At 66.7% G+C, this 19,664-nt stretch carries 22 protein-coding genes and 1 tRNA gene; 5 read left to right on the forward strand and 18 right to left on the reverse strand.

Features of this window, described 5'->3' with window-relative positions:
- The first annotated feature begins 3 nt into the window (after nucleotides 1-3).
- Nucleotides 4-984: an alpha-ketoacid dehydrogenase subunit beta gene (locus ABNK63_RS14405; protein ID WP_007808233.1), complete on the forward strand. Its 981-nt coding sequence runs from the start codon at nucleotides 4-6 to the stop codon at nucleotides 982-984.
- 149 nt (nucleotides 985-1,133) lie between these two features.
- Entirely contained in the window at nucleotides 1,134-2,516 is a 1,383-nt protein-coding gene (locus tag ABNK63_RS14410; RefSeq protein ID WP_350016010.1) for a dihydrolipoamide acetyltransferase family protein, read from the forward strand.
- Nucleotides 2,517-2,646: 130 nt separating this feature from the next.
- On the opposite strand, the gene ABNK63_RS14415 is transcribed toward ABNK63_RS14410, so the two are convergent.
- The 3 genes from ABNK63_RS14415 to ABNK63_RS14425 all read right to left on the reverse strand — a co-directional run bounded on the left by ABNK63_RS14415 (nucleotide 2,647) and on the right by ABNK63_RS14425 (nucleotide 5,139).
- A complete protein-coding gene (locus tag ABNK63_RS14415) occupies nucleotides 2,647-3,777 on the reverse strand; it encodes an immune inhibitor A domain-containing protein (protein ID WP_350016011.1) in 1,131 nt (376 codons plus the stop codon).
- Nucleotides 3,778-3,973: 196 nt separating this feature from the next.
- Entirely contained in the window at nucleotides 3,974-4,618 is a 645-nt protein-coding gene (locus ABNK63_RS14420) for a DUF6348 family protein (protein ID WP_350016012.1), read from the reverse strand.
- Nucleotides 4,618-5,139, reverse strand: a complete 522-nt coding sequence (locus ABNK63_RS14425) for a M48 family metallopeptidase (RefSeq protein ID WP_007808242.1) — start codon at nucleotides 5,137-5,139, stop codon at nucleotides 4,618-4,620. The genes ABNK63_RS14420 and ABNK63_RS14425 overlap by 1 nt, the downstream gene beginning before the upstream one ends.
- A 53-nt stretch (nucleotides 5,140-5,192) precedes the next feature.
- On the opposite strand from ABNK63_RS14425, the gene ABNK63_RS14430 reads away from it, so the two are divergent.
- Nucleotides 5,193-5,576 carry a VOC family protein gene (locus tag ABNK63_RS14430; RefSeq protein ID WP_007808243.1) on the forward strand — a complete coding sequence of 128 codons (384 nt, stop codon included), beginning with the start codon at nucleotides 5,193-5,195 and terminating at the stop codon, nucleotides 5,574-5,576.
- A gap of 7 nt (nucleotides 5,577-5,583) precedes the next feature.
- Here ABNK63_RS14430 and ABNK63_RS14435 read toward each other — a convergent pair whose 3' ends face one another.
- The 12 genes from ABNK63_RS14435 to ABNK63_RS14490 all read right to left on the reverse strand — a co-directional run bounded on the left by ABNK63_RS14435 (nucleotide 5,584) and on the right by ABNK63_RS14490 (nucleotide 15,903).
- A complete protein-coding gene (locus tag ABNK63_RS14435; RefSeq protein WP_350016013.1) occupies nucleotides 5,584-7,812 on the reverse strand; it encodes a DUF5916 domain-containing protein in 2,229 nt (742 codons plus the stop codon).
- A 151-nt stretch (nucleotides 7,813-7,963) separates the two neighbouring features.
- The gene (locus ABNK63_RS14440) at nucleotides 7,964-8,287 is read right to left on the reverse strand and encodes a hypothetical protein (RefSeq protein WP_350016014.1); all 324 of its coding nucleotides are present in this window, start codon (nucleotides 8,285-8,287) and stop codon (nucleotides 7,964-7,966) included.
- Between the two features lie 33 nt (nucleotides 8,288-8,320).
- Nucleotides 8,321-9,685 (reverse strand): tryptophan--tRNA ligase, encoded by a 1,365-nt coding sequence (locus ABNK63_RS14445; protein WP_350016015.1) that lies wholly within the window; start codon nucleotides 9,683-9,685, stop codon nucleotides 8,321-8,323.
- Between the two features lie 555 nt (nucleotides 9,686-10,240).
- On the reverse strand, nucleotides 10,241-11,173 hold the full coding sequence (rocF, locus tag ABNK63_RS14450; protein WP_007808248.1) for an arginase: 933 nt from the start codon (nucleotides 11,171-11,173) through the stop codon (nucleotides 10,241-10,243).
- Nucleotides 11,174-11,460: 287 nt separating this feature from the next.
- Entirely contained in the window at nucleotides 11,461-11,919 is a 459-nt protein-coding gene (locus tag ABNK63_RS14455) for a DUF3617 family protein (protein WP_350016016.1), read from the reverse strand.
- Between the two features lie 175 nt (nucleotides 11,920-12,094).
- A complete protein-coding gene (locus tag ABNK63_RS14460; protein WP_350016017.1) occupies nucleotides 12,095-12,295 on the reverse strand; it encodes a hypothetical protein in 201 nt (66 codons plus the stop codon).
- 176 nt (nucleotides 12,296-12,471) lie between these two features.
- A complete protein-coding gene (locus ABNK63_RS14465) occupies nucleotides 12,472-12,708 on the reverse strand; it encodes a hypothetical protein (protein ID WP_007808250.1) in 237 nt (78 codons plus the stop codon).
- A gap of 171 nt (nucleotides 12,709-12,879) precedes the next feature.
- Nucleotides 12,880-13,131, reverse strand: a complete 252-nt coding sequence (locus ABNK63_RS14470; protein ID WP_040673304.1) for a hypothetical protein — start codon at nucleotides 13,129-13,131, stop codon at nucleotides 12,880-12,882.
- Nucleotides 13,132-13,347: 216 nt separating this feature from the next.
- Nucleotides 13,348-13,423 (reverse strand) — tRNA-Thr (locus ABNK63_RS14475).
- 39 nt (nucleotides 13,424-13,462) lie between these two features.
- Nucleotides 13,463-14,128 (reverse strand): SPOR domain-containing protein, encoded by a 666-nt coding sequence (locus tag ABNK63_RS14480; RefSeq protein ID WP_350016018.1) that lies wholly within the window; start codon nucleotides 14,126-14,128, stop codon nucleotides 13,463-13,465.
- A 36-nt stretch (nucleotides 14,129-14,164) separates the two neighbouring features.
- The gene (locus ABNK63_RS14485; protein ID WP_350016019.1) at nucleotides 14,165-14,908 is read right to left on the reverse strand and encodes a type III pantothenate kinase; all 744 of its coding nucleotides are present in this window, start codon (nucleotides 14,906-14,908) and stop codon (nucleotides 14,165-14,167) included.
- Entirely contained in the window at nucleotides 14,905-15,903 is a 999-nt protein-coding gene (locus ABNK63_RS14490) for a biotin--[acetyl-CoA-carboxylase] ligase (RefSeq protein ID WP_007808262.1), read from the reverse strand. Before ABNK63_RS14490 ends, ABNK63_RS14485 begins: the two co-directional genes overlap by 4 nt.
- Before the next feature lie 215 nt (nucleotides 15,904-16,118).
- On the opposite strand from ABNK63_RS14490, the gene ABNK63_RS14495 reads away from it, so the two are divergent.
- On the forward strand, nucleotides 16,119-16,436 hold the full coding sequence (locus ABNK63_RS14495) for a hypothetical protein (protein WP_040673306.1): 318 nt from the start codon (nucleotides 16,119-16,121) through the stop codon (nucleotides 16,434-16,436).
- Nucleotides 16,437-16,448: 12 nt separating this feature from the next.
- The gene (locus tag ABNK63_RS14500) at nucleotides 16,449-17,222 is read left to right on the forward strand and encodes a M90 family metallopeptidase (RefSeq protein ID WP_007808264.1); all 774 of its coding nucleotides are present in this window, start codon (nucleotides 16,449-16,451) and stop codon (nucleotides 17,220-17,222) included.
- A 10-nt stretch (nucleotides 17,223-17,232) separates the two neighbouring features.
- On the opposite strand, the gene ABNK63_RS14505 is transcribed toward ABNK63_RS14500, so the two are convergent.
- Genes ABNK63_RS14505 through ABNK63_RS14515 form a run of 3 tightly spaced genes read right to left on the reverse strand, consistent with a single transcriptional unit; the run spans nucleotide 17,233 to nucleotide 19,631 of the window.
- Nucleotides 17,233-18,654, reverse strand: a complete 1,422-nt coding sequence (locus ABNK63_RS14505; RefSeq protein WP_007808265.1) for an ATP-binding protein — start codon at nucleotides 18,652-18,654, stop codon at nucleotides 17,233-17,235.
- Nucleotides 18,620-19,312 (reverse strand): response regulator transcription factor, encoded by a 693-nt coding sequence (locus tag ABNK63_RS14510; RefSeq protein ID WP_007808267.1) that lies wholly within the window; start codon nucleotides 19,310-19,312, stop codon nucleotides 18,620-18,622. Before ABNK63_RS14510 ends, ABNK63_RS14505 begins: the two co-directional genes overlap by 35 nt.
- A 1-nt stretch (nucleotide 19,313) precedes the next feature.
- Entirely contained in the window at nucleotides 19,314-19,631 is a 318-nt protein-coding gene (locus tag ABNK63_RS14515; RefSeq protein WP_007808268.1) for a hypothetical protein, read from the reverse strand.
- Between the last annotated feature and the right edge of the window lie 33 nt (nucleotides 19,632-19,664).

Consider the following 19,664-nt stretch of genomic DNA (forward strand, 5'->3'; position numbering starts at 1 on the left):
GTCATGGCACAAATCACTCTCATCGAAGCCGTCACCCAGGCGCTCGCCTATGAAATGGCGCACGACGATTCCGTCGTGGTGCTGGGCGAAGACGTCGGCGTCAACGGCGGCGTGTTCCGCGCCACCCAGGGCCTGCAGGAGAAGTTCGGCGAACTGCGCGTGCTGGACACGCCGCTGGACGAAACCACCATCGCCGGCGTCACCGTGGGCCTCGCCGTGGCCGGCATGAAGCCGGTCGCCGAGGCGCAGTTCGAAGGCTTCATCTACCCGATGATGGAGCAGATCGCCTGCCATGCCGCGCGCATGCGCAACCGCACCCGCGGCCGCCTCACCGTGCCGGCCGTGTGGCGCGCGCCGTGGGGCGGCGGCATCCGCGCACCGGAGCATCACTCCGAGGCGAACGAGCACCTGTTCACCAACATCCCCGGGCTGCGCGTGGTGATGCCGTCCTCGCCCGCGCGTGCCTACGGCCTGCTGCTGGCGGCGATCCGCGATCCCGATCCGGTGATGTTCTTCGAGCCCAAGCGCATCTATCGCCAGTACAAGGAAGAAGTGCCGGACGACGGCGAGGCGCTGCCGCTGGACGTGTGCTTCGTGCTGCGCGACGGCACCGACGTGACCCTGGTGAGCTGGGGCGCACAGGTGAAGGAAGCGCTGGAAGCGGCCGACGCACTGGCCGCCGAAGGCATCAGCGCCGAAGTGATCGACGTGGCCACGCTGACCCCGCTGGACTTCGACACCATCGCCGAATCGGTGCAGAAGACCGGCCGCTGCGTGATCGTGCACGAAGCCCCGAAGACCGCCGGCTTCGGCGCCGAGATCGCCGCCCGCCTGGCCGAGGAATGCATGTACGACCTGCTCGCCCCGGTCGAACGCGTCACCGGCTTCGACACCCACATCCCGCTGTTCCGCCTGGAAATGAAATACCTGCCGAACGTGGAACGCGTCGTCGACGCGGCGAAGCGTACGTTGGCGGCAAGCTGACGCCCTTGCTCCTCCCCCTGCTTGCAGGGGGAGGCTGGGAGGGGGTAAAGCTCTTGATCTGAAGCCCGGATCAAGAGCACCCCACCCCAACCCTCCCCTGCAAGCAGGGGAGGGAGCAAACCGGAAAACTCATACCTGGAAATCCGCTCATGGCTGACATCAAGACGTTCTACCTCCCCGACCTCGGCGAAGGCCTGCCCGACGCGACCGTGGTCGAGTGGCACGTGAAGGTGGGCGACACCATCAAGCTGGACGCCCCGCTGTGCTCGATGGAAACCGCCAAGGCGGTCGTCGACGTGCCCTCGCCGTACACCGGAAAGGTCACCAGGCTGCATGGCGCGCCAGGCGACATCATCGAAACCGGTGCCGCACTGGCCGAGTTCGAACCCGACCCGAACGCCAAGCAGCGCGCCGAGTCGCAGGACACCGGCCACCAGCATGGCCCGAAGAAGAGTGTCGGCAGCCCGGCCGCGGATGACAGCAGCAAGGTCGTCGTCTCCGACGAGGGTGGCGAAGTCGAGACCGGCGGCAAGGATCGCGAGGACGAAGGCACCGTGGTCGGTGCCATGGTCAGCGGCAACACCGTCCACGTCGAACAGGCCGCCAGCATCGGCGGCGTCAAGGCCGTGCCGGCCGTGCGTGCGCTGGCGAAGAAGCTCAAGGTCGACCTCGCCCGCGTGCGCCCCAGCGGTGCGGACGGCGTGGTCACCATGAAGGACGTCAAGGACGCCGCCGCGAACGGTTCGGCCGCACTCGGCGCCGCCCCCGCCCGCGCGGTGCCCGCGTCGGCCGGCCGTCACCTGGCGCCCGAGCTGCCGCAGCCGGAGCCGCAGCGCGGCCCGGTCTCGCTGGCCGGCAAGCCGGTGCGCACCGCGCCGCCGTCGCAGGCCGCCAGCGGCCAGCCGGAACAGTTGAAGGGCGTACGCCGCAACATGGCCCGCGTGATGGCCGACGCCCACGCCCAGGTCGTGCCGACCACGCTCGTGGATGACGCCGACCTGCACGCCTGGATCGGCAAGCAGGACATCACCGCGCGCCTGATCCGCGCCATCGTGTTCGCCTGCAAGTCGGTGCCGGCATTGAACGCCTGGTTCGACGGCAAGAACCTCACCCGCACGCTGCACCCGCAGGTCGACATCGGCATCGCGGTCGACACCGACGACGGCCTGTTCGTGCCGGCCCTGCGCAACGCCGACATGCTCGACGGCGCCGGCATCCGCACCGCGATCAAGCGCCTGCGCACGCAGGTCGAGGACCGCACCATTCCGGCCTCGGAGCTGTCCGGCTACACCATCAGCCTCAGCAATTTCGGCATGTTCGCCGGCCGCTACGCCACGCCCGTGGTGGTGCCACCCACGGTCGCCATCGTCGGCGCCGGCAAGCTCAGCCACGACGTGGTCGCGGTGATCGGCGGCATCGAAGTGCACCGCCGCATGCCGCTGTCGCTGACCTTCGACCACCGCGCCGCCACCGGCGGCGAAGCCGCGCGCTTCCTCAAGGCGATGCTGGACGATCTGTCCTTGCCGAACTGAGCAGGCGGATCATCGTCAAACAGACAGGGCGCCCTCGGGCGCCCTGTCTGTTCGTGCCCGGGACAGGCACTCCACCGGCTCCAGGCGTGGCGATGGAGGCGCAGGTTCCCGCCCGACGTGCCGGCTCGCGTCAACCGACAGTCCAGCCTTCCTCGTTGGTGATGCGAATGATGGCTTCGAGCGCGGGCAGCATGTGGCAGGGCAGGATGTCGCGCCCCTTGCACATGATGCTGGTGGTCATCATGCCCATGGGAGGTTTTGCCGCCTTGTGCACATCGCACATCGCGCAAAACCGATTGATGGCGATGGCCTTGGAGGAGCGGTCCGTGGGAGCCGGCGGCGCGTCATATTCATCCGGCAGGCCCAGCATGTGGCCATATTCGTGGGCGAAGATATTCATCCACATGTCGTCATCGAAGCGGGTTTCGAAGGTCAGGTCGCACTCCAGTTCGATGAATCCGGCATTGGACAAGCCCAGATCATTGACTGGCAATGGATCGACGCTGACCGGGTTGCGCACGCCGAAGGCGATCAACTGATCGCGCACGGCGCGCATCTGCTTGACCACCTTTCCTGCCGACGCGCCCATGCCGGTGTTGTAGCGCGCCTTCACGATCAGCGGCACCAGTGGACGCGACGGTGTCCCGGTCTTGATGCGCAGGCTCAGGTTGGCCAGCGCCACCTTCAGCTGCGGTGTCAGGGTGCCGTACGGGTCCAGCGCGATCGCATTGAGGCCCAGCGGCAGGAACAGCGCGCTGATCCGGCAGCGCTCGTCGCGCGACACGTTGCCGGCCTCGGTCAACTTGACGTTGATCAGGCCAGTCGATTCGCTGTGGACCATGGCGCTCGATTGCGCGGCAATGTTACCGGTGTCGATCTGGCTCAGGCCCACATAGGAATCACAACGCGCCAGCCCTCCCGGGCCGTAAGCCGACGAGTAGCGCGGTACATTCATGATGACGGTCGCCTCGCTCCTGGTCGTCACGAAATGCACGTTGAACAGGACCGAGACACGTGGGGTGGGATTCTTCTTGCGATTGACAAGAAAGAACTTCCCGTCCCAGTGCTCCCTGACCGCCGCCTTGGCTCCCGCTTCAAACCGCATGATGTCCTGCCGGTTCCAGGACACGCCCTCGACGGGGCGATTTTCGTAGTTCGCGAAGACCTTGACCGTGATGGTCATGAAACCGGTTCCATCCACATGGGTGACGTCAAAGGCGCCACGCCCTGTCATCGGAACAAACGACTTGAGATCTGCCATGACACACATCCTCCCCTTGGCTATCCAGCACTGCACTCTTCCCGTGGGCACATCCTGGAACATCCACGCCACGCCCGCCGACCTGACGAGGAAACCGCGTCGCCATTGATCAAGCGGGCAGCGAGTGCGCTCCACCTTGAACTTGCCGACCGCTGCCACCCGATCGACGAGTCACCTGCCGGCGCGGCGTTCGCGCTCAGTAATCGCGCACGTCCAGCAGCATGAAGCAGCGGGCGCTGTAATCGCCGCCGCGAGGCCAGGCCACTTCGTTGAGGGCCAGCGTGCCGGCCGTCCACAGTTCGTTGTCGAGCAGGGCCTCGCAGCGCGAGTCGCCGTCTTCGGCGTGGCTGTGCACCAGCCGCAACCAGTGCAGTTCGGGACTCAGCGCCTCGCGTTTCAAAGCAGCCTCGATCGATGCCAGTGCGTCGAGCGGCATGTCGGCGACCGCCGCACCACGCACATTGAACGGCCCGATGAAGACGTCCCAGCTGCGCACGCCGATCTCCCACGCGGTGATCTGCATGCGGCGGTCGTCGGTGACGTACCAGCAGGCGGCCAGCAGCAGGTGGAACACGTTCTGCTCGAAGGTCTTCAGCGCATCGCGACAGCCCGCCTCGCCGCCACCGATGCCGGCGAAGCTCTCCTCGATGCGCCGTTCCTCGCCCAGCACCACGTCGACATCGAGCCGGCCCGGTTCGCCCGCCGCGCCCTCGTGCCAATCGGCGCGGATCGCGGGGAAGTCGCCGTCGGTGACCAGCCAGCCGTCTTCATCGGCCTCGAGGTCGACGTCGTGCCGCTCGAACAGGCGGAGCAGGTATTTCTGCAGTGCTGCACTATCCATCATCGTTCCCGCATGTCGGTGTGGTCGGTCGAGGGCAATTCGCGCCAGGTCAGGTACACGCGCAGGTCGAACTCCAGCTGGTGGTAGTCCGGCAGCATGTAGGTGCACAGCTGGTAGAACGCCTTGTTGTGGTCCAGCTCCTTCAGGTGCGCCAGTTCGTGCACCACGATCATCTGCAGGAATTCCGGCGCGGCGGCCTTGAACAGGCTGGCCACGCGGATCTCCTTCTTCGCCTTCAGCCGGCCGCCCTGCACGCGCGAGATCGCGGTGTGCAGGCCCAGCGCATTGCGCAACACGTCGAGCCTGGCGTCGTACAGCACCTTGTCGATGCCCGGCGCGTTCTTCAGGTGCTGCTGTTTCAGCGCGGCCACGTACGCATACAGCGCCTTGTCGCTCTGCACCTCGTGGCGATCGGGATAACGCTTCGCCAGGTGCTCGCCCAGGCGCTCCTGCGCGATCAGTTCGCGCACCTTGTCCTGCAAGGTGACGGGATAAGCCTGGAGGTACTTGAGCGGCGCCATGCCGCGTATTCTCGCACTGCGCCGCACCGCGCGCCGTCCAGCGGAGACGATCCATGCACCACAGCCGACTCAGCACCCTCGTCATCGACTGCCAGGTCGACGACCTGGCCACCGCCACCGCGTTCTGGAGCAAAGCCCTGGGCAAGCCGGTCGCCAGCCCCGATCAGGACGGCGACGGCAGGTACGCGGAACTGCGCACGGCCGCGGACGAGCCGATCATCCTGCTGCAGAAGGTGGAGCACGCCAGCCGCGTGCACCTGGACATCGAAACCGACGACCTCGACGCCGAAGTGGCCCGGCTGGAGCGCCTGGGCGCCCGCCGCATCGCCTTCGTGCGCGAGCGCTGGTGGGTGATGGAGGCGCCCGGCGGCCACCGCTTCTGCGTGGTGAAGCCGCAGCGCGAAACGTTCGGGCCGCACCTCAACCGCTGGGACTGAGCGGCTGCTACATGTCGAAGCGGTAGCTCAGCTTGACCAGCAGCTGTTCGTCGTCGCGCAAGGCGAAGCTGTTGCCGAACGCGTCGGCGGTGTTGCGGGCGTAGCCGTCCAGCGCGTAGCCGCCACGGCCATAGACCACGTACAGGTACGACAGCGGGGCCAGCTCGTAGCGGTAACGGATCTGCAGGCCGAGGTTGCGCACGCTGAAATCGTCGACCGGCTCGTCGCTGGCCACCGCGCGGCCGTTGGCGCCGACGCGATAGCCGCCGCGCAGGCGTGCATCCAGGCCGATCGCCTGCAGCTTCACGCGCAATTCCTGGCGCGGATTGATGGCCCAGTCGAAACCGGCATCGAGCTGCAGCGTGTGTTCGTCGAACCGGCCGATCAGGTTGTCGTGCTGCCACACCAGCCAGTCCGGCAGATGCTCGTAGTAGGGGCCGGCGTAGACGCTGAACGCGTCGCTGATGAAGTAGGTGGGAATGAACTTGATGTCGTAGCCGAACTGGCGGTTGCCGCCAAGGCCGCCACTGACCACCTCCGCGTCCAGCTTGAACGCCCAGTCGCCGTGGCGCGGGCTGATCCGCTCATAGGCCAGATCGATGCTGGGCGGCAGGAACAGCGCGCCATGGCCCCGCGTCAGCAGGTCGTCCCAGCCCGCGCTGTTGACGTTGAGCTGCACCACTTCGGTGGCGCCGTTGCGCAGGTTGCTGTTGCGGCTGACGCGGAACTGGCGACGCAGGCGCAGGCCGTGATCGTTGTCCAGTGCGTCGATGCGGTAGCGCCATTCCTTGGAGCTGTAGGCCGAGTCGGCCGGCAGGGCCGTGTAGCGCTTGCGCACTTCCCAATGGGCGTAGTTGAAATTGTTGCGGTCGAGGTAGCCGAAATCGTTGATCTGCAACTGGTCGCCGAAGTGCATGCCCAGCCACTGCTGGCGCCAGCCGCCGCCCATCTCGTAGTCGGCAATGATGGTGCCGCCGCTGTCGCGGGTATGCGTGCCCGACTGCAGGATGTCGCTGCCGACCACGTTGGTGGCAATGGTCAGTTGCGGCGTCGGCCGCCAGTGGTGATCGACACCGAGCACGGTGGCCTCGCGATCCAGCCACGGCCGGTCGACCCGGGTCAGCAGCATGCCCAGGCTCTGGTCGCCGAAATCGTGGGTCAGCCGCGCGGCGCCGAAGAAGCGCCCCGCCTCGCCATCCTCGTCGGCGGCCAGCACGCCGTAGCTGGTGGAGCCGAAACTGCCGTTGAGCTTGACCGCCGCATTGATGTCGGCAGCGCCGTGGCCATCATCCGACGGACCGCCCACGCGGCGCGTATAGACCAGCTGGCTGTTGTCGTCGAGCAGGCTGAAGTCGAAGATGCCCTGGTTCTCGGTGAAGAACGGACGCTTGTCGCTGACATAGGTTTCGGTGGCGCCGAAATTGACCACCAGGTCGTCGCTCTCGACCTGGCCGAAATCCGGATTCAACGCCGCGGTGAGCTGGAACTGGCCGTTCGGCTTCCACAGGATGTCGGCGCCTTCCTGGAACTGGCTGCGGCCGCGCACGTTGTCATACAGCCCGGACAGGTAAGGCGTGACGGCGAACAGCGACTGGCTGTAGTGCGGCACCTCGATCCGCCGGAATTCGGACAGGAAGCGCGGCAGCGTGAAACTGGCCACCGGCCAGCCGTCGCGTTCGCCGGTCGAGCCGGTCACCCGGTCCAGATAGATTCCCAGCTTGCGCTGGCCGTCTGTCGCCGCATGCATGGGCGCGGTGTACCAGGGGATCAGGATCTCGACACTCCAGCCGGCAGCATCCTCGCTCACCGCGTGCTTCCAGTTGCCGTCCCAGTCCTTGTTGAACTGGGTTTCGTTGGTGATCACCGCGTCGTTGATGCCGTCGGTGGAACTGACCACGAAGTCGTAGCCGGTGCGTCCGTCACCGTTGAAGTCGACCATCACGTTGACCCGATCCACCTGGTCCTCGAAGTCGCGCTGCACGCGCTGATGCGTGCGCGGCACGCCAGGCGGCTGGTCGCAGCGGAAGGCCACTGCCAGGCCCTTCGGCGTGGCCAGTATCCAGGCCTCGGTGTGCAGCGAACCGGGCTTGCCGCTGAGCGGCTGCACCTGGCGGAAATCGGTGATGTGCCGCGCACCTTTCCATTCGTCCGGCTGGATATGTCCATCGATATCGACGGCCAGTGCCGGCGCGGAAACTGCGGCCAGCGAAAACAGCAACAGGCATGCCACGCGCATGTGGGAACTTCCATGAGGTCTGGCGCAGGATCGCGCCTGGGCGAACGAGGCACTCGTCACCCGGAGATAGATGCACAGCTTGCCGTCAGCGTTTAAACGGGTCGACGGCCATTGGTCATTGCATGACTTGTGGCAGGTCGTCCGCGGTGGATCAGCGCCGGCGTCCCCACAGCGCATGCCGCAACAGCATCGCCAGCAGCAGCACGACGGTGAACGCAGCGTAGCCATACAGCGCCGGCAGCACCTGCTGCCAGATCGCGCCACTGGGGCGGCCGAAGCCGTCGACCGTGGGCAGCTCCACCCGATCGAAGCCGATCACCGCGCACTGCGCCGCGGCGATCAGCGCCAGCACGACGGCGGCGACGTCGAAGAAGCGTCGCGCGGCCACGCGCGGCAGACTCTTCGGATAAGCCCAGTAGCCCCAGCACAGGATCAGCAGCCATGGGGTCAACAGCAGGATGGCGAGGTAACGCATGGTTCGATCTCCGTGGGCCTGGATTGCCGCGCTTCAGTCCTGCGCGGCGAGCTGATCCAGCGCCTCGCGCAACGACGCCAGCGCTTCGTCACGTGCCTGCTCGTCGCGGTAATCCGGCGTGCTGGCCACCGTCGTGCCGTCGAGCTCCAGGCTCACCCCCAGCGAACGGACCTGCAGCAGGGCGGCACCGGCGCCGAGCGCTCTGATCTGCTTCTGCAGCGCACCGGCCGCCTTCGGATCGGCGAACGATCTCGACAGCAGCAGCTCCTCGCCTTCCGCGGAAAACAGACGGAAGCGGAAGCCGCCATCGGCATCGCGGAAACTGGCGAAGCGGGGCATTTTCCCCTGCTTCGGCGTGGCTTTCGATCCGATGGCCGGCGCAGGCACGGTGGTCATGGCACGCAGACCAAGCACCTCGCGCAGTGCAGCCAGTTTCGGCGTGGCGATCGCCCGCGCCTTCTGCGCGCCCTGTTGCAGGATCGTCTCGATCGCGCCCGGGTCGGCCATCAGCGCCTCGTAGCGTTCGCGCATCGGCGCGACCTCGGCTTCGATGCGCTCGTACAGCAGCTGCTTTGCCTCGCCCCAGCCGATGCCGTCCAGCAGGGACTGGCGGAACGCGGCGGTTTCGGTCTCGCTGCCAAAGGCGCGGAAGATGGTGAACAGCGCGCAGTCATCCGGGTCCTTCGGTTCGCCGGGCAGGCGCGAGTCGGTGACGATGCGCATGATCGCCTCGCGCAATTGCTTCTTGCCGCCGGCAAACAGCGGGATCGTGTTGTCGTAGCTCTTCGACATCTTGCGGCCATCCAGGCCCGGCAAGGTCGCCACCTGCTCCTCGATCAGCGCCTCGGGCAGCACGAAGAACTCATGGCCATGCAGATGATTGAAGCGCTGACCCAGATCGCGCGCCATCTCGATGTGCTGGATCTGGTCGCGGCCCACCGGCACCTGATTCGCGTCGAACGCCAGGATGTCCGCCGCCATCAGCACCGGATACATGTACAGGCCCGCGGTGACACCCGCGTCGACGTCCTCGCCCGCGGCCGTGTTCTTGTCCACCGCGGCCTTGTAGGCATGCGCGCGATTGAGCATGCCCTTGGAGGCGATGCAGGTGAGGAACCAGGTCAGCTCGGGGATTTCCGGGATGTCCGACTGGCGATAGAAGGTGACCCGCGCCGGGTCGAGCCCCGCCGCCAGCCATGTCGCGGCGATCTCCAGCCGCGAACGCTCGATCCGCCCCGCATCGTCGCTCTTGATCAGCGCGTGGTAGTCGGCCATGAAGTAGAACGCATCCACATCATCGCGCCGGCTGGCCGCCACCGCGGGGCGGATCGCCCCCACGTAATTGCCGAGATGCGGCGTGCCGCTGGTGGTGATGCCGGTAAGGACTCGGGTATTCATTCTGCGTCGCGCAAGTAAAACGCCAGTCTACGACATCCGGCAAGTCGCCTCGACCGGCCGAAGCGACCTTGGTCGTGCGCGGAGGCATTCTGCGGGGCCGCGTCGAGGCCATGGACACCCAGGGCATCCAGCGGATGCCATGGCACCGCGCGCCGGTGCCATCCAGACGCGCCTCCCGGCTCGATGTCTTTCAGCTCGAGCTGGCCATACGCCTGCGGACGATGCATCAGCGCCGTTCGATCTGTGCACCGCAGAAAATGGCCATCGGATACGCGCTATCGCTTGAGCGAAGTCCCGCCGCATCTGCCGCAGGATTTCGCTCCCGTGCAGGACGAGGCCAGTGGTTCCCAGTCCTTCGAAAATGACGCGTAGTGGCCACATGGCGACGCGATGACGGCATCGGTTCGCGACATTCCGCCAGCCGCCGCGCGCCCTTGGCGACCCCATCCATGGCTTCGCGTTCCGCCGCATCGGACGAACGATCCGGCCGCCAGCAGCAGGCTGCATCGCTGGCCGCTTTTCAGCGGCTCGAGCACCGCCGCGTGGCACGCACGCTCAGCGGATCAGCGTGGACTTGCCGAACAGCGACTCGACCAGGTCCACGGCCAGCTTGGCGGTGGCGTTGCGCTTGTCGAACGCGGGGTTCAGTTCGACGATGTCCAGCGACGCCATCCGCCCGGTGTCGGCGATCATCTCCATGCACAGCTGCGCCTCGCGGTAGTCCGGCCCGCCGCGTACGGTGGTGCCGACGCCGGGCGCGATGCTGGGGTCGAGGAAGTCGACGTCGAAGCTGACGTGGAGATGGGTGTTCTCGTCCATGCCGGACAGGGCTTCCTCCATCACCCGCTTCATGCCCACTTCATCGATGTGCCGCATGTCGTGGACCTGCATGTTGGCACCGCGCACCAGCCGCTTCTCGCCTTCATCGACCGAACGGATGCCGATGTAGCGGAACACGTCCGGCGTGGTCGACGGCACGACTCCGCCCAGGCCGGTCAGCTCGGCCGGGCCGGTGCCGCACAGGCAGGCCACCGGCATGCCGTGGATGTTGCCGGTGGGGGTGGCTTCGGCAGTGTTGAAGTCGGTGTGCGCATCCAGCCACAGCACCCGCAACTGCTTGCCTTCGTCATGGCAGTGACGCGCCACGGCCGAGATCGAACCGATCGCCAAGCAATGGTCGCCGCCGAGCATGATCGGCAGGCGGCCCGCCTGCAGTTCCTGATGAACGGCCGTATGGACGGCCGTATTCCAGGCCACCACTTCGTCCAGATGGCGATAGCCCTGCTCGGGCGGAAGCCATGGGTTGATTGGCCCCTGCAAGTTGCCGCGATCGATGACCTTCAGCCCGCGACGTTCCAGCCGGCTGGCCAGATTGGCCACACGCAGCGCTTCGGGTCCCATTCCGGCACCGCGATGGCCGGCGCCGATGTCGGTCGGCACGCCAATCAATGAAACGGTCTGCTTGTCCACGTTCGCCTGCTCCTGCATGCCTGGGGGCCACTGCGCCGTTGTCCCGGCACACGCCATTGATGTGGGTGAGGCGGAGAACGGACGGGCCTGCAGCAGCCGTCCCGGATGTGCCGCCGGCATCCTGCGTGCAGGACTTTCGCGGCGATTAAGACTCCACCTGTCCGGCGAAGTTTACCGGAATGGGTGGAGCGGCGTCGCCGCCCGGGCCGCGAAGCGACCTGCGAAGACGCATACGCCGTCACGGCAGCACGCCGTGGCCTTGCTTGATGACGCAGCCGCCTGGCGGCGAGGCGCAGGAACCCGGCTCAGTGCTTCTGCCGGCTCGCGGTGTAATCGCAACTGCCGGTGCGCTGACCGGCATAGGTCATGTCCATGACCATGGCTTGACCGTTCATGTTGCTGTCGGCGTGCATGCTGCCCTTGATGTCGCCACCGGGCAGCAGCTCGAATTGCGCGTCACCGGTCATCCGTGGCGGATTGCCGCCGCAGACCACGTGATAGCTGATCACGTTGCCCTGCTGGCGGTAGTTGCTCACGACGCAGTCCTTCTGCTGCTGGAGCATCGAGCGCATGTCGTGATCCTTCGACGTGCATACATTCTGGTTGACCGTGCGGGCCGGCATGTCGCCCAGGCCGGCCATCTGCATCTTCATGGTGATGCTCATCTTCATCATGTTGCCGGAGTCGGACTGGGCCGCCGTCGTCGGGGCAATCACGCAGAACACGCAAAGGGCAGCGAACCGCAGCATCGGAAAAGTCGACATCGGAATTCTCCGGCAAGGGATGAAGAGACGCACTACGACAATGGATGCCGTCATGTTCGTTGTGGTCACATGGCGCTCGACGCGTCGGCCAGCGCAAGGCCGGTTTCCGTACCCTTCACGACGAACAACCCGTTACCACCCTTCGAGTCCAGCCAAGCCTGGAACGAATGTCGGATCAGCCCGCCTGGGCTTGGCGGCTGCGCGCCAGTTCATCTTCGCGACGTGATCGCGCCGATGAGCACCAGCACACCAGGTCTGCACCCTCACGCGCCACCAGAACCCGGTGGCGGGAATCGTGCACGACTTTCCCCATCAGCATCCCTGCAAACAGCGACACTCCACGCCAGAAGGCGGAATGTACGATCAGCGCTTGCATTTGATTGTCCTGGACTGCCCCTGTGCAGCCTCGGGTCAGATCCTAGCAAGATTTCACGCTGCGTGCACATTCGAACGAACGCTGATTTCTATCCGGAAATTGGCACGAAACGTGCCTGAAATCATGACGCCAAGCATATGCCGTGCCCGTCGGATTCGCCGCGATCGCCTTGTCGATCAGGCCGCCTGCTGCAATGCCTTCGGGCGAGCGTAATGGACCAGCGAGATGGTGAATTCGGAGCAGGCCATCTCCACGCTTGCCGGCTGCCCGGAGTTGGCGTGCTTCTCCCTGGCCAGCCCCCGCGCCAGCCGAATCGCGTGCGCCAGACGCAACCTGTCGTAGAGCACCGCCTCGCCGCTGCAAATGCGCCACAGGCCATGGCTGGCCTCCCTGATCGTCAACACGGTCCGCATCGCCTCACCCTCCCGCCAGGCCGGCTCAGCGCAGTCACTGTCTCCCCCGCGACAGTGGTGATGTGCTTCCGGCAGGCGACCAGTGTGGGCAAGTTGCCAGGGGCAAGATGTCGGCGCCGGCCTACGGACGGTGTGCGCCGCCGACGCGCCGGAACAGCGCCGATCGCCGCATCACCCGGACGCACGCAGACCCTCTTCCTCCGCCACGGGAACGCGACCATAGCTGGCAAGGATCACCGGCTCGGAATATTCGCCCCGATCGACATCGGCACTCTGCGCATAGACGAGGACGCCTTCACATTCGCCGGCCAGCTGTTCGCCACGGCTCAGCGCCAGTTGCTGCAGTCCGTGGAGAATCGGCTTGTCTGCCACGATCTCGCCACTGGCGTCGTGATAGCCCTGCACCACATAAAGCATTCCCATTGTGCTGTCCTCGCATGCTCCTCGAACGTGCAGCGTGGGGAAGGGCGGGTGGAGGAATCGCGATGATCGCGTCAAGCCGATGTCGAAGGTTCGGCAGGCCGCCCGCTGGGCAATGGCCGAAGCGGAAGGCACCACTGCGACCTGCCTTGCCGAGGCATGGCCAGGTCGCAATGAACAGGGCCGCCCCGAAGGAGCGGCCCTGTTCATTGCGTTTGCTGGTGCCGGCAGCAGGAGTCGAACCCGCGACCTACTGATTACAAATCAGTTGCTCTACCAACTGAGCTATGCCGGCGAAGCGCGGGATTCTAGCAGGCTGCGCCGCGTGGCGCGTTCAGAAACAGCCGGTGCTGTGCGAGGCGATGCCACTGGCGGTGACCCGGCTGCGCCAGTCGAAGCTGCCGCCATCGGCAACGACCAGGTCCAGCCAGTATTCCGGCACGCTTTCGCTGCGCTCGGTCATGCGCGGCGAGAAACCGGCCGCGGTGACTTCGTCGCGACGCTTGCGGGCATTCGCCGGGTCCTTGAACAGGCCCAGCGAGATGGTATTGGGCTGGTCGCCGGAGCTGACCACGAAGTAGTCATTGATGTTGCGGGCGGACAGCTGTCGCGCCACCGCCAACGCCTGGGCACGGCTGCCGGCTGCCGGCAGGTAGACCCACCAGCCACTGGTCTGGCTGGCCTGCTCCTGGCGGGAACGCATGCGCGTTGCCTGGTCAGCCAGCGCCTGGCGCGCATTGCGCAGATCCTGGGGGGTCGCGAACGGACCCAGCGCCACGCAGCTGTAGCTGAGATTCCGGGAGGGCGGCCCGCCGCCAGGGGCCGCGGTCGCCGGCGTCACCATGGGTACGGTGGCGGGCATTTCCGACAACAGACGCAACTCGGTCACGCCCGGCTCGGCCGGCAGGCCACCGCGGGCATACGGCTGCCCCAGCAGCAACCAGGCGCCCACCGCGATATTGAGCGCGGTCAGCAGTACGAACAGCAATCGCAGGAACATCCAGCCTCCATCAACGGCAACCCGACACGGCTCGGTTCATTGTTGCGCAGCAGCCCAGATCGCCAGCCCGCGCAGCACGCCATCCTGGCTGAGCCGGGCCGGCAGCGACAGCAGCGGCAGCAGGATCGGCGCGTCCCCGCCGCCCAGGACAAGTTCGGGTACGGTACCAAGCCGCGCCGTCGCGCGCGAAGCAAACCGTTCCACCAGCGCAGCGGCAGCCTGCCAGCAACCGGAAGCGACCGCGTCGGCGGTATTGTCGGCCAGCTCGACGATGGCACCGGGGTGCTCCGGCCTGATCCGTGCAGTGGCCTCGAACAGCGATTGCTGCATCAACTGCGGGCCCGGTGCGATCAGGCCACCCAGATGCTGCCCCTCGGCGTCGAGCGCATCCAGCGTCAGTGCGGTACCCACGCTGGCCAGTACATGCGGCCCGTGACCCGCCGCGCGCGCGGCCACCATCACCAGGAAGCGATCCACCCCCAGGCGTTGCGGTTCGGCGTACGCGTTGCGTACACCGCAGGCCAGGGACGGCGTGCGCATCCAGTTCACGGAAAGCCCGGACAGCCGCCGGATCACCGCAGCCACCTGTTCCTCGCGGGAAGCGTCGACCACCGAGGCGCCGACCACCTGGCTCGGCGCGGGCAGCGACGCCCACGCCTTCATCAGGGTGGCGGCGACATCCGCGCGCCAGTCCACGGCGCCCTCCGCCAGCCACTCGCCAGACGGAGCCTGCCACGCCCATTTCAGCCGCGTATTGCCCAGATCCAGCAGCAGCGTCATGCGCGACGCACCGTGACATCGGCGCTGTCGACCCGCCTCATGCTGCCGTCTTCGAGGCGAACCTGCAGTGCGCCGCGTGAGTCCACGCCCGCACCGACGCCACGAAACGCCTCCAGCGCGCCACTGAGTTGCAGCGGCTGGTCGCGCAGCAGGTCGTATCGCGCATAGTCCGCCCCGAACGCGGCGAAGCCGTCGCGCTCGAATTCCCGCAGGCCCTCGACCAGGGCCGTGATCAGGGTCGCCACCAGCAGGTTGCGATCCGGCGGCGCGCCGCCGCCGAGCCCGGCCAGGTCCGCCACTGGCTGGCCGGCCTGCTCGCGCAGGGCCGGGGTCAGGCGCAGGTTGAGGCCGATCCCGATGATCGCCGCGCAAGGCCCCTGGTATTCGCCACTGAGCTCGATCAGGATGCCGCCCAGCTTGCCGCCAGGCCCGTCGTGGCGCCTGGCAGGAGCCACCAGCAGATCATTGGGCCATTTCAGGCCGGCGCCGTCGATGCCGAGTACTTCCAGCGCACGCAGCGCGATCACGCCGACGGCCAGCGACAGCCCGGTGAGCGCGGCAAAACCTGCGTCGAAACGCTTGAGGCAGGACAGGTAGATGTTCATGCCCGGCGGGGAGAGCCACTCCCGGCCGCGCCGACCCCGACCGGCGTGCTGGGTCTCGGCCAGCACCACGCTGAAGTCCCCCGCCGCCGCACCGCGGCGTTGCAGCTCGCTGGAGGTCGAATCGAGCTCCCAATACACGTCCAGCGCAGTCAGCGCCGACGCGGCGCTCGCGGGCAGCAGGGTCCGGATGCGCGCCGCATCCAGCATCTGCAGCGGCCAGGGCAGGCAATACCCCGCGGCGCCACGCGCCTCGACCGGAACGCCGCGGCGACGCAAGGCCTCCACCTGCTTCCAGATCGCCGCACGGGTGACGCCGGCCGTCACGGCCAGCGCTTCGCCGGACAGCGGTTCCCCGGCGGCAAGCAGGGCCAGCAGTTGCGCAGGCTGCATCAGCGCACCCCTGCAAAGAGGGTGATGCGTCGGGGACGGGTATGGCGGGACAGGCGGCGGAACAGGTTTGGCATCGGCGGATTCTAGCCCGGGCGGACCGCCGTACGGGCCCGCCGGCCAGCCGGCCGCCGTCGAGCGATCCACAGCACTGGCACGGGCGCAGCGTTTCTGAGACGATCCGGGGTCTTCGCTGCGAGTCAGGGAGTTTGATCGCCATGCGTGCCGTTCACTGGTTGGTTGGTTGCGCCTTGTGCATTGCCGGGATCGGCGGTGCCAGTGCGGCGAGTATGGATTCCCAGGACCTCGACAGTTCCTCGCGCACCCTGGTCGACAGCGCCTCCGCACACGATGGCAATGCCGCCAGTGGCGGCGATGCGGCGGGCCTGAACCACGACTGCCCCTCGACGAGCAGCAGCGACAATGCCGAACCGGCGTCCGGCAATGGGCGTTCCGGCGGCTCATCGTCAGCGCCGACACCCTCCCGCCGGCCGCATCTGGGCTGGCAATCGCTGCTGCCTGGGTCGATCCAGTAAGCGCTCGGCGTCATGCCGGGACATTGGCTGCAGACACTGTGGGCGCGTTTCGAGCCCGCTCCGATCGCAGATCCGCTGTGGCGACGCGGATTGAGTGGCTGCCCGCTGGCCCGTGGACTTGATCCGGAACGGCAGCAAAGGCTGCGCCAGCTGTCCACCCTGTTCCTTGCGCGCAAGCGGTTCCATGCCCTGGCGGGAGCGGTGCTGGACGATTACTGGCGCCTGCTGATTGCCATGCAGGCTTGCCTGCCTGCCCTGCAGCAGGGAACAGGCAGCCTGCGCGGCTGGCGCGAAGTGCTGATCTATCCCGGCGAGTTCAAGGTGCGCCGGAATCACCACGACGATCGCAACGGGATCGCCGGCAACGGCGGCGAGGCCCATGCCGGCGAAGCTTGGGAACGTGGCCCGCTGGTGCTGTCGCTGGCCGACGTGCAGCTGGACCTGGAGCAACCCTGGGACGGCTACAACGTCGTCGTGCACGAGATGGCGCACAAGCTGGACATGCTGGACGGGCCGCCCGATGGCGTCCCCCCGCTGGTGGAGATTCCCCGGCGGCGCTGGATCCAGCAATTCCAGCTGGCCTACGATCGCCTGGTCGCCATGCCGCCGGACAGTTGCGACAGCCCGATCGACCACTACGCAACCGAAAGCGTCGCCGAATATTTCGCCGTGGTCAGCGAGATGCACTACTCGCGCCCGGCCCTGCTGCGCGAAGCCGAACCCGCGATCGCCGAACTGCTGCAGGCCTACTACGGCCGCTCGCCCGCCGAAGGCAGCGGACGCTGAACCGGGCCGCTCAGGTCGCGGCCAGGCTCACGCTGAAACGGGCACCGCCGAACTCCGGCGAACGATCGACCACCAGCTCGCCCTGATAGGCATGGACGATGTCCTGCACGATGGACAAGCCGATACCGTGGCCCTGCACCCGTTCGTCGCCCCGCACGCCGCGCTGGAGCACCTTCTCGATGTTGTCCGCGGCGATGCCGGGACCGTCGTCTTCCACGCTGAGCAGCAGGCCCGAGCGCTGCCGTCCCGCCTCGTGGCGCATCCTGACCACCAGCAACACGCGATGGCCGGCCCACTTGAATGCGTTTTCCAGCAGGTTGCCCATCAGCTCCAGCAGGTCGCCCTGCTCGCCGTAGAACACCGCGCCGTCCTCGATGTCGAATTCGCACAGGACATTTTTCGCTGCGTAGACCTTCTCCAGACCCTGCACCAGATCCTCGGCGTGGCCGGCGATCGGCACCGCACTGGCGAAGGTCTGCCGGCCCGAGGTGGCCGCGCGCGACAGCTGGTAGGCGACCAGCTCGTTCATCCGCCGCACCTGGTCGAGCACGCTGTTGCGCCGTGCCGCATCGTCCTCGCCGTTGGCCGATTCCAGTTGCGATCGGATCACCGCCAGCGGCGTCTTCAGGCTGTGCGCCAGGTCGGCCAAGGTGTGGCGATAGCGCGTGCGCTGTTCGCGCTCGTTGGTGATGAACGCGTTGATGCGCTCGGTCAGGCCGGTCAGCTCCAGCGGGTACTGGCTGTCCAGCTGCTCGCTGTCGCCGCGCTCGACCCGGCTCATGTCGCTGGCCACCTTGCGCAGCGGGGTGAGGCTCCAGCGCAGCAGCAGCAACTGCAGCACGATCAGCATCACGCCCAGGATCGACAGCCAGATCACCAGGGTGTGGCGGAACACCGCGTTCTCGCCTTCCAGCTGGTCTTCGGTCTGCGCCACCATCACGGTGAGCCGCACCGATTTCTTGTCCAGCGTGTCGAATGCCACGCCGTAGCTGTAGTAATACAGCCGCCCCATGCGGGTATCGATCGGACCGACGAACACGCTCTGCCCGGGCTCCAGCGGCTTCAGGAAGTTGAAGTCCCGTCCGATCGCCGAGGAGGATTCCCAGTGGTAGCCGTTGTCGCCCAGCGCCACCGCATACAGTCCCGAACCCGGCCGGGAGAAATTGGGATTGGGTGCGGTTTCCGGCGGCAACAGCTTGCCGTACCGGTTGACGTCGGTATTGGTGATGTAGGCAATCGCGAAATTCTCGAGCCGATCCTGCAGGCCACGCAGCGCGCGCGCCTTAGTGGTCTGGGTCAGGGTCAGCCCGACCAGACCGAGGAAGCCGGCCAGCACGAAACTGGTGGCGATCGCCGCACGTGCTGCCAGTGACAGCGGCCCGTGCGACGACCCACGCTCATTCGTCGTCGCCGTCGGTGCGCGGGATGGCAAAGCGGTATCCGCGTCCACGTACCGTCTCGATGGGTTTGAGGGTGCCTTCCGGATCGAGCTTGCGCCGCAGCCGGCCGATGAACACTTCGAGCACGTTGGAGTCGCGGTCGAAGTCCTGCTGGTAGATGTGCTCGGTGAGGTCGGCCTTGGAGACCAGCTCGCCTGCATGCAGCATCAGATATTCCAGCACCTTGTATTCGTAGCTGGTGAGGTCGACCAGCTTGCCTTCCACGGTTACCGTCTGCGCGGTGGTGTCCAGCTTGATCATGCCGCAGGCCAGGATCGGCTTGGACCAGCCGCTGGCACGACGCACCAGCGCGTTGATGCGCGCCAGCAGCTCCTCGACGTGGAACGGCTTGACCAGGTAATCGTCGGCACCGTGCTTGAGCCCCTCGACCTTGTCCTGCCAGCTGCCCCGCGCGGTCAGGATCAGGATCGGATAGCGCTGGCCGTGTTCGCGCAGCGCCTTGACCAGGTCCATGCCGGACATCTTGGGCAGGCCCAGGTCGATGATCGCCAGATCAAACGGCACCTCGCGGCCGAGGTAGATGCCCTCCTCGCCATCCTGCGCCGCATCGACGGCAAAACCGTCCCGCTTCAGGCGTGCCGCCAGCGTTTCGCGCAACGGCGCCTCGTCCTCTACCAACAGGATGCGCATATCAGCGTTTCTCCTTGCGACCCGCATTCTTGGCGGGCGGATTCTTGATTGACTGGGCCGATGGGGGATTCTTGCCCGATTCGGACGAGACCACCACCACCTTGACGTGTCCCTGCGGCGTGAGCACCTTGATCCGGTACTCCTGACGACGCCCGACCCCGCGCTGCTCGGCCGACAGGATCTTGCCACCCGTATCCTGTTGCACCTTGAGCACCGCCTGATCCAGCGTCACCGCCGCCGACTGGGCCGCAGCCACACCGGCCGCACCCACGCACAGCGATATCAGCAGAGCGATGATGAAGTTTTTGTGCCCCGTCATGCGCGAAATTCCCGTCTGGTTGCTGCCTGGACG

The organism is Rhodanobacter sp. IGA1.0, assembly GCF_040208325.1.
Classification (GTDB): domain Bacteria; phylum Pseudomonadota; class Gammaproteobacteria; order Xanthomonadales; family Rhodanobacteraceae; genus Rhodanobacter; species Rhodanobacter spathiphylli.